The organism is Agrobacterium vacciniicorymbosi (assembly GCF_040427045.1).
Classification (GTDB): Bacteria; Pseudomonadota; Alphaproteobacteria; order Rhizobiales; family Rhizobiaceae; genus Agrobacterium.
Genome location: NZ_JBETMF010000002.1, coordinates 280,336 through 292,180, shown reverse-complemented (window position 1 = coordinate 292,180; position 11,845 = coordinate 280,336). Strand labels below are relative to the sequence as shown.

Below are 11,845 nucleotides of genomic sequence, written 5' to 3'. Positions count from 1 at the left end.
TTTTTGGGTACGACCTTACGGTGTGGAAACAGGAAAAACCATCGAAACAGTCAGGCCGGGTGCCTCGGCATTGTCAGGATCGGTGTCGGAAAGCCGCAGCGAACCGCCATGCAGCTCCATCACCGCCTCGACAAGCGAGAGGCCCAGACCCGTTCCGGGCTTGGAGCGGCTTTCATCCAGCCGCACGAAACGCTTGATCACCTCGTCGCGCTTGGCTTCTGGTACACCGGGGCCATTATCCGCAACGGACAGAACGATGGTGTTGTCCTGCCGCGTCAGCCGCACGGCCAGAGCCTTCTTGCCCTCATGCCCACCGGCATATTTGATGGCGTTGTCGATAAGGTTGGTCAGCGCCTGGCCGATCAGTTCGCGGTTGCCCTGCACGATCAGCCCCGGCGCAATATCCGCCGTCAGCGTCAAGCCTTCCTCGTCGGCCACAGGCTCGTAGAGCTCGGCGCTGTCCTCGGCAATTGCCGACACATCCACATCGCTCATCTCGGCGGCAATAGAACCCGCCTCCACACGAGAAATCATCAGCAGAGCATTGAAGGTGCGGATCAGCTGGTCGGATTCGGCAATAATCCCTTCCAGCGCCGCCCGGCGCTTGGCATCATCCCTGTCTTCCAGCGCCTCGGTTGCCTTGTTGCGCAGACGCGTCAGCGGCGTCTTGAGGTCGTGGGCGATATTGTCGGAAACCTGCCGTAGACCCTCGTTCAGCTTCTCGATGCGCCCCAGCATGGCGTTCAGCGAACCCGACAAACGGTCGAACTCATCGCCGGAGCGGCCCTGCGGCAGGCGCTGCGAAAGATCGCCCGCCATGATCTTCTTCGTCGCATCCGACATGCGGTCGATGCGTTTCAAGGCATTGCGGCCGATGGCAAACCAGATGAGAACCGCGCCGCTGCCCATGATGGCCAGTGCCACCATCAGCGCATTGCGCACCAGCAAGCGGAACTTCGTCGGCTCGCCCAGGTCGCGGCCGACCAGAATGCGCAAGCCATTGTCGAGGCGGAAGATATTAGCCGTGGCCAGATGCTTCACGCTATCGCCGCTTTCAGAATAGCGCTCGTAGCCGAAGGGAAACTCGGTCCAGCCTTCGCTGTCGAACACACCGGGCTGCACGGAAGCGACATTGCCCGCCAGAATTTCCCCATTCGGCCCGGCAATCACATAAAGACTCGCTCCCGGCTGGCGGGCGCGGCGCTCCATCATCCGCAAGAGCGGGTTGATGCCGCCGCGATTATAGACGCGCTGAACGTCGTTCACTTCCTGCTGCACGGCATCGCGCGTCTGCTGGTTCAGCAGCCCTTCGGAGAGAGCGGTCACATAGAAAACGAGGAAGGCGGCACAGAGCGCGAAAAGGAGGATATACAGCGCCGAAAGGCGCACCGCCGTCGAGCTGAACAGAAGACGAAGACGGATCATGAGGCGGCGTTACCCCTCGTCCTTCATCATATAGCCAGCGCCACGAATGGTCTTCAGCAGCGGCTTGTCGAAATCCTTCTCGATCTTCGAGCGAAGGCGCGACACATGCACGTCAATGACGTTGGTCTGCGGATCGAAATGATAGTCCCAAACATTTTCCAGCAGCATGGTGCGCGTCACCACCTGGCCCGCATTCTTCATCAAATATTCCAGCAGACGAAACTCGCGCGGCTGAAGGAGTATCTCCTTGCCATTACGTTTGACGTCATGGGAAAGCCGGTCCAGTTCCAGATCACCAACTCGGTAAATCATATCCTGCTCTGGCTTGCCCTTGCGGCGGCCCAGCACCTCGATACGAGCGAGAAGCTCGCTGAACGCATAGGGTTTTGGTAGATAATCATCGCCACCGGCGCGCAGACCCGTCACGCGGTCGTCCACTTGGCCCAGTGCAGAGAGGATCAGCACCGGCGTCTCGATACCACGGCGGCGCAGTTCGCTGATAACGGATAGCCCGTCGCGGCGTGGCAGCATGCGGTCGATGACCATCACGTCATAGGCATTTTCAACGCCCATGAACAAGCCGCTCTCGCCATCGCTGGCGTGATCAGCCACAATGCCCGCTTCCCGGAACGCCTTGGTCATATAGGCCGCAGCTTCCAGATCATCTTCGATAACAAGAATCTTCATGTGCGGGACAATAGCGTTGTCTGTATCAACCGCACAACCGGAAACAGATGCGGGAAACGATTCCTGTGCCTTGTTTTCCATGGAGTTTCTCCGAACACGTTGCGGTGTCTGATAACGGCAAAGCGGGGCGGAAGAGGCAATCCCTCTCCCGCCCCGCTGAACGATCAACCCTGGTCGATATCCAGCGCGATGAAGCGGCTGCCATCTTCCGTCTGGATCTGGAACAGAGCCTTGGAACGACCGTCCTTCTTGGCCTGCTCGAGGATTTTCTCGACGTCACCGGCGGAAGCAACCTGCTGGTTGTTGACGGTGGTGATCTTTTCGCCGGTCTTCAGGCCGCGGGCCGCAGCATCGGAGTCGGGATCGACATCGGTGATCGCAAGACCTGCACCGTCATCCGAAGGGGCAACCGTCAAGCCAAGGCTGGACAGTACCTTATCGCTGGACGGCTGAGCGCTCTTGCTGTCGTTCTGGGTCGCCGTTGCCTTGGATGCGTCGTCACTTGCAAGGTCGCCCAACGTTACGGTCACAGGCTGGGACTTGCCACCGCGCCACAGCGAAAGCTCGACCTTGGTGTTCGGCGCAAGTGCACCGATGCGGCGCGAAAGATCGCGAGCGTCCTTGATCGTATCGCCATTCAGCGCAGTGATGATGTCACCCTGCTTGATACCGGCCTTGTCACCGGGCGAACCGGCCTGCGGTGCAACCACAAGCGCACCCTTAGCCTCGGAAAGACCGAGCGATTCGGCAATGTCCTTGCTTACAGGCTGGATTTGCACGCCCAACCAGCCGCGCTCGACCTTACCGTCCTTGATCAGATCCTGCACCACGTCCTTGGCAACGGATGCGGGGATGGCGAAGGCAATGCCCACGCTGCCGCCGGATGGAGAGAAGATGGCGGTGTTGATGCCAACCACCTCACCATTGAGATTGAAGGCAGGACCACCAGAGTTACCGCGGTTCACAGCGGCGTCGATCTGGAGGTAATCGTCATACGGACCGGAACCGATGTCACGACCGCGTGCCGAAATGATACCCGACGTCACGGTGCCGCCAAGACCAAATGGGTTACCCACGGCCACGACCCAGTCACCAATGCGAATTTTGCTGTCGTCGGCAAACTGGACATAGGTGAACTTGCGGTTCACATCCACTTTCAACACGGCTAGATCGGTGCGCGCATCGCGGCCAACCAGCTTGGCATCATATTCAGTGCCGTCATTCATGACCACGGTGTAGGCCGAACCATCATCGACGACGTGATTGTTGGTGACCAGATATCCGTCTTCGGAGATAAAGAAGCCGGAACCCTGCGCAACAGGGCGCAGCGGGCCCTTGCCATCACGATGGGCCTTCGGGCCACGGTCAGCGCGCTTGTCGCCTTCACCGGCACCAGGGCCGCCAAATTCTTTGAAGAAACGCTTCAGCGGGTGGTCATCGGGCAGTTGGTCGAGACCGCGACCGCCAAAGTTAAAAGAGAAATTGCTGTTGTCGTCGGAAGCAGGCTGCACATTCGACTGTACGCGCACCGAAACAACCGCTGGCGAAACCGCATCGACCACATTGGCGAAGCTCGGCACCTGCGGCGCGGTCACTTCAACCGGCGCTGCAAAAGAATGCATGATGGGCCCTGCCACACCGGTCGTCAGCATCAGTGCTGCGAGGCCTCCAACAGCGGAAGACTTGAGGATGGTCTTCAACGAGGGACGTCCGTTTTGCGAATTAGACATGGAACTTACCTTCTTTCTTCATTCAGACTGGAGCCCGGCGTGACCGGGGAAGCGGTGGATGATGAAGATATAGGAGGCTTCACCTTACAGCGAAGTGTCTGGCGCGTGAAAAATCCGTAATGTTCGGGCATTTGCGGGAGAGAGGGGTTTGTGGGAGAGTTAAATTATTGGAATGGTTTGCGTTTCTTTATTTTAACCTGACGCAACAAATTAGAGCAGCGTCTGTGGCTCACCCCCCTCTGTCCTGCCGGACATCTCCCCCTCAAGGGGGGAGATCGGAAAGCCACACGCTCCTCAATCAATCCGCATCGTTCAAGATGGCCGAGAGCTATCCACGAGTCGATCTCCCCACCTGAGGGGGAGATGCCCGGCAGGGCAGAGGGGGGTAAGCCACACGCACCACCATAAACGGTAGGGCGCTAGGCCACCCCCCCCTACCCCAACAAATCCCGAATCCGCGCCTCTTCATCCACCGTCAGCTTCTGCCCCTCAGGCACCGCCACGCGCCGCCGCGCAAAAACAAAAATCGCCGTCGCCCCAATCAAAATTAGCACAACCGGCGCACCCCACAGCGCAATGGTCCGCGCACTAAAGCGCGGCTTCAGCAGCACGAATTCGCCGTAGCGGGACACGACATAATTGATCACCGCCTCGTCGCTATCGCCCTGCGTCAACCGCTCACGCACCAACACGCGTAGATCCCGCGCCAGCTCGGCATTGCTGTCATCGATCGACTGGTTCTGGCACACCATGCAGCGTAACTGCACGGTCAACGCCCGCGCGCGGGCCTCCAGCGCCGGGTCAGAGAGAACTTCGTCGGGGTTGAAGGCGAAGGCGGGGAGTGACGTGAATAGGAGGGTGAGAAACAGGGCGATAGTTCGCAGGTGGCGGAAAAGGCCCCCTCTGGCCTGCCGGCCATCTCCCCCACAAGGGGGGAGAAACCACGCGGCAAACACGCGGCCCAATGAAAACGAAAAGCGTGAGGCCGGTTTAAGCCCCTCCCCCTTGTGGGGAGGGGTTGGGGAGGGGTTCTTGCTCATCATTCCGCAGGCTCCGGCACGGGTCCAACCTTCACAGCCTTGGCCTTGCGCGTCGGCGCACCCACTCGCAAACGGCGGTCGGAGAGCGAGACCAGCCCACCAATCATCATGAATACCGTACCGCCCCAGATGCACAGAATGAACGGCTTCCACCAGATGCGAACCACCATGCCGCCATCGTCCATCGGGTCACCTAGCGACACGTAAAGCTGCGAAAGCCCGAAGGTCATGATGCCCGCTTCCGTCGTCGGCATGCGCCGCGCCGTATAGAGCCGCTTCGATGACCACACATCTGCCACCTCTGCCCCGCCGTTGCGCGCGGTGAAATGGCCGCGATCCTCGGTATAGTTCGGGCCCACATGGTGGCGAATGCCGTCAAAGGTCAGGCTGTAGCCGCCCGCATCCACGGTCATGCCCTGCTTCATCTCGACCACGGTTTCCGTCTCGAAGGTCGTCACGATGACGATGCCCAGCACGGTTACGCCAAGGCCCATATGCGCCAGCGCCGTCCCGAAGGTGGAGCGCGGCAGACCTCTCAGTCTCCGCAGCGCAATACCAAAAGCCAGCTTGCCGAAATTGGCGCGGTACCACAGATCGGCCAGCGCCCCGAAGATCAGCCAGAAACCGGCAACGATGCCCAGCGCAGCCAGCACCGGCCCGCCATTCTCGATATACCACAGCGCCAGACCCGCTAACCCGGCCAACGCTGCCGCCACATACAACCGCTGAAATGCGCCAAGCAGATCGCCGCGTTTCCACGCCATCATCGGCCCGAAAGGCGTCACGATCAGAATAGGGATCATCAACAGCCCAAAGGTCAGGTTGAAGAAGGGCGCACCGACGGAAATCTTCTCGCCGGTCAGCGTTTCCAGCACCAGCGGATAGAGCGTGCCGATCAGCACAGTCGCTGTGGAAACAGTCAGGATGAGGTTGTTGAGAACCAGCGCACCCTCGCGCGAAATCGGCGCAAACAACCCACCGGCCTTCAGCATCGGCGCACGCCAGGCAAACAGAGAAAACGCACCGCCAATGAAGATCATCAGAATGCACAGGATGAAGATACCACGGCTCGGGTCGGTCGCGAAGGCATGGACCGAGGTCAACACGCCGGAGCGCACAAGGAAGGTGCCCAGCAGCGATAGCGAAAAGGTCATGATCGCCAGCAGCACGGTCCAGATTTTCAGCGCCTCACGCTTTTCCATCACCAGCGCCGAATGCAGCAGCGCGGTTCCGGCCAGCCATGGCATGAAGGAAGCATTTTCCACCGGGTCCCAGAACCACCAGCCGCCCCAGCCGAGTTCGTAATAGGCCCAGTAGGAGCCCATCGAAATACCCGCCGTCAGAAAAGTCCAAGCAGCCAAGGTCCACGGCCTTACCCAGCGCGCCCATGCGGCGTCGATGCGCCCTTCCATCAGCGCCGCAACAGCAAATGAGAAACAGACGGAGAAGCCGACATAACCGAGATAGAGCAGCGGCGGGTGGATGGCGAGACCGAAATCCTGAAGAATCGGGTTCAAGTCCTGCCCCTCCGCCGGCACCGGCGAAAGCCGCGCAAACGGATTGGAGGTCAGCAGAATGAACAGCAGAAACGCCGTCGTCACCCAAGCCTGCACGGCCAGCACATTGGCCCGCAGCGTATCGGGCAAATTGCGTCCATAGACCGCCACCATCGCACTGAACAGCACGAGGATCAGCAGCCACAGCAGCATCGATCCCTCATGGTTGCCCCACACGCCGGTCAGCTTGTAGAGCATCGGCATCAGGGAATGCGAGTTCTCATAGACATTCTTCAGCGAGAAATCTGAGACCGCATAGGCATGCGTCAGCGATGCAAAAGCGATGCCCACCAAAAGAAACAACAGAACCGAACCGATGGGCGCAATGTCCATCAACGCCTTGTCGCCCCGCCTTGCACCAATGGCTGGCAGCACGGAAACGACCAACGCCACGCCAAGCGCCAGAACCAGAGCATAATGGCCGATTTCGGTAATCATTGCGTCGCTCCGGTCTTTACCGCACCCGTTGGCGCCGTTCCATCCTGCTGCCACAAGCCCTTGTCTTTCAGGCGGTCGGCAACTTCCTTCGGCATGTAGTTTTCGTCATGCTTGGCCAGCACACTGTCGGCCACGAAAGCATGGGTTGCGGCATCGAAGGTGCCTTCTGTCACCACACCTTGTCCCTCGCGAAACAGGTCCGGCAGAATGCCGGTATAGCTGACCGGCACGCTGGCACCACCATCCGTCACCGCAAAGCTTACCGTGCGACCTTCGCCGCGCTTGACCGAACCTTCGGCAACCAGCCCGCCAAGGCGGATACGCGTTCCGGGGGCCACGCTGGTCTTTTCCAGATCACCGGGCATGTAGAAATAGGCAATGGACTGGCCGAAGGCGAACATCACCAGAAAGGCCGCGATCATGATGAAGCTGACACCGCCGCCGATAATCGCCAGTCTTTTTTGCTTGCGGGTCATTGCGTCATCCCTTTCGCATCCACGCCCAGCTGTTGCGCCAGCGCCAGCAACTGCTTGCCCTGCTCACCGGCTGGCGGAAAGGCTTTCAGACCATCTGCCAGAGCCTGCCTTGCCTTCTCGTCATTCTTCAACATGGCGTAGGATCGCACCAGCCGCATCCAGCCCTCGAAATTGTCAGGGTTTTCCTTCAGCCGCGCGTCCAGACTTTCAACCATGCCCGCCACCATCGCCTGCCGATCTTCCGCCGACATGTTGCTCGCCGCAGCCACGTCTTCGGCGCTCGGGCCACCCGGCGCCTGCGCCTTCGGTGCGGCAGCAATGTCGGCACCGCCGGTGTTTTGCAGATGCGCCTGCAACAGCGGTATCCATGGTGCCCCCTCGGGCGAATCCTTCAGCAGCGCGGCAAAGGCGTCGCGTGCCTCATCCGTCTTGCCCGCCTGCTCCAGAGAAAGCGCCAGATAAAAGCGTGCCCGCGGGTTGCCGGGGCTCATCTTTTCCGCATCTTCAAGGGCAGATCGGGCATCCTCGATGACGATGCCCTGATTGGCCGCAATCAGCGTTTCGGCAAGCCCCGTCAGACGTGGCGCATTCTCGCCCTGAAGACGAATGGCATTGCGATAAGCCATTTCGGCATCGCCCAGACGCATGGTCTTGAAATAGATCGGGGCCAGCACGTCCCACCCGGCACCGTCATCGGGGTTCTGCGCCAAGTGACGCTCAGCCTTGGCAATCAGCAGGTTCATGTCATTGCCGGGCTTTTCCAGTCGCGCGGCCAGCGGCATGTCCGGCATGCCCGGACTACCCATATACAAGTAAAGACAGAGCCCCGTCAGAGGCAGCAATATCGTCACGATGCTGGCCAGCGCATTGTGGCTGCGCGGCGCGGCTTTGGAACTCTCCTGCGCCTTGCCGGATGCTGCCGCCAGAAGCCGCCGCCCGATTTCGGCACGGGCATATTCCGCCTCCGTCTCGCCGATCAACCCGCTTTGGCGCTCCCGCTGCAACTCCGCCAGCTGGTCGCGATAAACCGCCACCTCGCCCTCACGGCGCGTGTCGGATACGCCTTTGCTGCGCATCAGCGGATAGGTCAGAACGATGGCGACTGCCGCCGTCAACAGGGCGATGATAATCCAGAACATGCCGTTTCAATTACTCGAATGCGCACCGCTTTGAAATAAGCCGCTGCGGGATGACGTGAATTTGAGCCAGTATGCCGCATCCGCTCACGCTTTCGCGTCGACTGCGGCAGAACAAACCCAATGATCAAGCTTTGAACGACAAGCCTTGCGCTTACCTTGACATACGTCAAGCAGGCGTCACGTCAGCGGCGTCCATGTGCCGTTCGCATTGCGACAGGCCGCGCCGCGCACCTTCGCCTGCTTGCCATCGACAGTCAGATCATGGGTATATTGGCGGCAATTCTGGTTGCCGACCTGATAGGGCGCATTGGCAACAACTTCGCCGCGCGTATCGCCGCTGCCCCATGTCACGGCCTGCCCGCCGGGTGCGGTTTCCAGCGCCTGATATTCCGCTTCCAGCGCCTTGTTGAAGTCGCTGCGGTCCATCTGCAAGCCGCTTCTGCCCACAATGCCGCCCTGAAGTGCCGAAATATAAGGTGTGGCAGATGCGCCACCACGGCTCAGAAGTCCGCCACCCGTGTTGCGGGTGTTGGATGTTGTGCAGGAGCTGAGAACCGAAAGGCAGATCAGCGAAAACACGGCAGGGCGCATAAAATGGGAGTTCATTCCGGCAAATCCGGCTTTGCCTGTCACATCAACCAAGAATACACTCCTTATCAACGCGCCATCCTGGCGCCGTCATTCATCATGAAATGTCTTGCCAGTTTTTGGCCGTCATGCAAGCTCTTTCGAAAGCCCCGGCAGCAGCAATTCCGCTTTCAGCCCACCAAGCGGGCTGCGCGACATGGCAAAGGTACCGTGGTACTCGGAAACCACCTCGCTGACTATGGAAAGTCCAAGCCCCGTTCCCGGGCGGCTTTCATCCAGACGCCTGCCGCGCTTCATCGCCTCGGTAATCTGCTCCGGCTCCAGCCCCGGCCCGTCATCTTCCACCAGCAGCGTCACCCAGGACCTGCGGATCACATCCGGGTCGGAAGAGGTGTGCGAACCGGGCGTGACGGTGATCACCACTTTTGTCTCGGCAAAGCGCGCCGCATTTTCCAGAAGATTGCCCACGGCCTCTTCCAGATCCTGCTGCTCCATGGCCAGCACAGTGCCCGGCTGCTGCATGTCCAGCTCGAATGTCTTGTCCGGGTTCAGGCGGCGCATCACCCGCACCAGCCGCTCCAGCGCCGGTTCGGCCTCCGCACGCGCCAGAATGGAGCCGCGCTGTGCGGCAATACGGGCGCGGGAAAGATAGGATTGCACCTGCGCCTGCATCGCATCCACCTGCCCCCGCACCAGATCGCCATGGTGGCTGTCCAGCGTGCGCGCCTCGTTCAGCAGAACGGCAATAGGCGTTTTCAGCGAATGCGCCAGATTGCCCACCTGCATGCGCGCCCGCTCCACCAGTCGCCGGTTGCTTTCGATCAGCGCATTGATCTCCGTCGCCAAGGGCTGGATTTCCCTCGGAAATTCGCCCTCCAGCCGCTCCGCCTCGCCACCACGAATCTTGCCCAGCGCCACACGCGCATGGTCCAACGGCCGAAGACTGTAGAGAATGGCCAGACCATTCACGACCAAACTGCCGACACCAAAGACCGCCAGCGCCAGATAAAGACTGTTGGAAAAATCGCGCACATCGTCTTCCACGACGTTGAGATTGCCGGTTACGCGAAAGCGCGCCGCCCGGCCCTCGCCGTCCAGAACCACTTCCGTTTCGGCCACCTGCACGCGGTTTCCGGCCTCATCGGTCACCACGTAATAACGCTCGTAGCGATTGTCGAAGGGCACATCCAGAATGCCCGGCACCGGCAGGGTCGATACGCCGAGCGAGGAAGAAACCAGCGGTGCGGTCTGGAAATTACCCAGCGGTTCCACCACCCAGTACCAGCCGGTATCAGGCTGCGAAAACCTGAGATCGCCAAGCTGCGGGCTTCCGGCCAGCGTGTTTTCGTTGGAAACGGTAATGGAATTGATGACGTTATAAAGCTGAGCGCGCAGCAGATCGGTAAAGCTGCGCTCCACGCCCTGCCTGTAGAGCGTGGAAATCACCACCGCGATCACCACCAGTGCCAGCATCGACCATGCCGAGGCCAGCAGCAGAACGCGGGCGGTGAGTGAGTTACTTCGCATCTGCGGGTGCTTGCATCCGGTAGCCGAGACCGCGGATGGTCTCGATCAGATCGACGCCCAGCTTCTTGCGCAGGCGGCCAACGAACACCTCTATCGTGTTGGAATCGCGGTCGAAATCCTGATCGTACATATGCTCGACCAGCTCGGTACGGGACACCACCTCGCCCATGTGGTGCATGAGGTAGGACAGAAGACGGAACTCATGCGAGGTCAGCTTCAGCGTCACACCGTTGACGGTCGCCTTGGAGGATTTCGTATCCAGCCGCACCGGGCCACAGACGATTTCGGATGAGGCATGGCCCGCCGCACGGCGGATCAGCGCGCGCACGCGCGCCAGCACTTCTTCCACATGGAAAGGCTTGGTCACATAGTCGTCGGCACCGGCATCGATCCCGGCCACCTTGTCGCTCCAACGGTCGCGGGCGGTCAGGATCAGAACCGGCATGGACTTGCCGCTGGCACGCCATTTCTCGACAACGGTAATCCCGTCCATCTGCGGAAGGCCGATATCCAGCACGATCGCGTCATAGGGCTCGGTATCGCCGAGATAATGCCCCTCTTCGCCATCAAAGGCCTGATCGACGACATAACCCGCTTCTTTCAGCGCGTCGGTCAGCTGTCGATTGAGGTTGGTATCGTCCTCGACCACGAGAATGCGCATCATCAGTCCCTTTTCATTCCATCCGTCGCCGATCGAAGCGCCGACTAATCCAAATCATCTCTACATCAGATTTTTCGGGATTGCGACGCTCTACATCGGCACACGCATCGTCACCTTGCGCGGGCGCTCGCCGTTGCCCTGCACCAGCACGGTCACGACGCAGGACTGCCCGTCATTGGTCGGGTAAACGGAAAGAAGCTGCCCGCCGGTTTCCCGCACCACGCGCGACACGGCGGATGAGCAATCGCTGGCCACCTGAATGATCCGGCCATCCACGGCTTTCACCTGCAAATCAGCCTGCGGCGCAGGAAAACCGGAAAGACCGGCTGCGAGCGTCGCGATGATGAGGGGTGATGCCATTGCACAAAACTTCCACAGAAAAACTGGATGCACGTCGAAATGAATTCTTGGCCGAATATGTATCGCAAAGCGTCTGAATGGCAAATGAATGTGGGCTGTCGTGGAGTTGAGCGCAAGGTGAACGGTAGCGTGTGGCTCACCTCCCTCTGCCGGCCGGCATCTCCCCCACAGGTGGGGAGATAGACTGGGCGCTTGCTCCCCACTCAATCCGCAGCATC

General features: G+C 60.1%; 11 protein-coding genes. All 11 read right to left on the bottom strand.

Annotated elements, in window-relative coordinates; genetic code table 11:
• Positions 1 to 15 precede the first annotated feature (15 nt).
• The 11 genes from ABUK73_RS04695 to ABUK73_RS04645 all read right to left on the bottom strand — a co-directional run bounded on the left by ABUK73_RS04695 (position 16) and on the right by ABUK73_RS04645 (position 11,627).
• Positions 16 to 1,425: a sensor histidine kinase gene (locus tag ABUK73_RS04695; protein ID WP_353576247.1), complete on the bottom strand. Its 1,410-nt coding sequence runs from the start codon at positions 1,423 to 1,425 to the stop codon at positions 16 to 18.
• A gap of 9 nt (positions 1,426 to 1,434) precedes the next feature.
• A complete protein-coding gene (locus ABUK73_RS04690) occupies positions 1,435 to 2,193 on the bottom strand; it encodes a response regulator transcription factor (RefSeq protein WP_082453638.1) in 759 nt (252 codons plus the stop codon).
• Between the two features lie 83 nt (positions 2,194 to 2,276).
• Positions 2,277 to 3,842, bottom strand: a complete 1,566-nt coding sequence (locus ABUK73_RS04685; protein WP_353576246.1) for a Do family serine endopeptidase — start codon at positions 3,840 to 3,842, stop codon at positions 2,277 to 2,279.
• Between the two features lie 434 nt (positions 3,843 to 4,276).
• Positions 4,277 to 4,726, bottom strand: a complete 450-nt coding sequence (locus ABUK73_RS04680) for a cytochrome c-type biogenesis protein (protein ID WP_353576462.1) — start codon at positions 4,724 to 4,726, stop codon at positions 4,277 to 4,279.
• 155 nt (positions 4,727 to 4,881) lie between these two features.
• Complete coding sequence (locus tag ABUK73_RS04675) at positions 4,882 to 6,876, bottom strand: heme lyase CcmF/NrfE family subunit (protein ID WP_353576245.1); 1,995 nt, start codon at positions 6,874 to 6,876, stop codon at positions 4,882 to 4,884.
• Positions 6,873 to 7,352, bottom strand: coding sequence for a cytochrome c maturation protein CcmE (gene ccmE / locus ABUK73_RS04670; protein WP_353576244.1), 480 nt, complete (start codon positions 7,350 to 7,352; stop codon positions 6,873 to 6,875). Before ccmE ends, ABUK73_RS04675 begins: the two co-directional genes overlap by 4 nt.
• Complete coding sequence (gene ccmI / locus ABUK73_RS04665; protein WP_353576243.1) at positions 7,349 to 8,491, bottom strand: c-type cytochrome biogenesis protein CcmI; 1,143 nt, start codon at positions 8,489 to 8,491, stop codon at positions 7,349 to 7,351. The genes ccmE and ccmI overlap by 4 nt, the downstream gene beginning before the upstream one ends.
• Before the next feature lie 177 nt (positions 8,492 to 8,668).
• A complete protein-coding gene (locus ABUK73_RS04660; protein WP_113090053.1) occupies positions 8,669 to 9,097 on the bottom strand; it encodes a hypothetical protein in 429 nt (142 codons plus the stop codon).
• Positions 9,098 to 9,205: 108 nt separating this feature from the next.
• Complete coding sequence (locus tag ABUK73_RS04655; RefSeq protein ID WP_353576242.1) at positions 9,206 to 10,606, bottom strand: HAMP domain-containing sensor histidine kinase; 1,401 nt, start codon at positions 10,604 to 10,606, stop codon at positions 9,206 to 9,208.
• On the bottom strand, positions 10,596 to 11,267 hold the full coding sequence (locus ABUK73_RS04650) for a response regulator transcription factor (protein ID WP_045231270.1): 672 nt from the start codon (positions 11,265 to 11,267) through the stop codon (positions 10,596 to 10,598). Before ABUK73_RS04650 ends, ABUK73_RS04655 begins: the two co-directional genes overlap by 11 nt.
• Positions 11,268 to 11,357: 90 nt before the next feature.
• Positions 11,358 to 11,627 carry a hypothetical protein gene (locus ABUK73_RS04645; protein WP_113090047.1) on the bottom strand — a complete coding sequence of 90 codons (270 nt, stop codon included), beginning with the start codon at positions 11,625 to 11,627 and terminating at the stop codon, positions 11,358 to 11,360.
• Positions 11,628 to 11,845: the final 218 nt, after the last annotated feature.

Coding starts and splice junctions, on each gene's coding strand:
- ABUK73_RS04690 (WP_082453638.1), bottom strand. CDS start 2,193: ATGGAAAACAAGGCACAGGAATCGTTTCCCGCATCTGTTTCCGGTTGT.
- ABUK73_RS04660 (WP_113090053.1), bottom strand. CDS start 9,097: ATGAACTCCCATTTTATGCGCCCTGCCGTGTTTTCGCTGATCTGCCTT.
- ccmE (WP_353576244.1), bottom strand. CDS start 7,352: ATGACCCGCAAGCAAAAAAGACTGGCGATTATCGGCGGCGGTGTCAGC.
- ABUK73_RS04695 (WP_353576247.1), bottom strand. CDS start 1,425: ATGATCCGTCTTCGTCTTCTGTTCAGCTCGACGGCGGTGCGCCTTTCG.
- ABUK73_RS04675 (WP_353576245.1), bottom strand. CDS start 6,876: ATGATTACCGAAATCGGCCATTATGCTCTGGTTCTGGCGCTTGGCGTG.
- ccmI (WP_353576243.1), bottom strand. CDS start 8,491: ATGTTCTGGATTATCATCGCCCTGTTGACGGCGGCAGTCGCCATCGTT.
- ABUK73_RS04650 (WP_045231270.1), bottom strand. CDS start 11,267: ATGCGCATTCTCGTGGTCGAGGACGATACCAACCTCAATCGACAGCTG.
- ABUK73_RS04645 (WP_113090047.1), bottom strand. CDS start 11,627: ATGGCATCACCCCTCATCATCGCGACGCTCGCAGCCGGTCTTTCCGGT.
- ABUK73_RS04655 (WP_353576242.1), bottom strand. CDS start 10,606: ATGCGAAGTAACTCACTCACCGCCCGCGTTCTGCTGCTGGCCTCGGCA.
- ABUK73_RS04685 (WP_353576246.1), bottom strand. CDS start 3,842: ATGTCTAATTCGCAAAACGGACGTCCCTCGTTGAAGACCATCCTCAAG.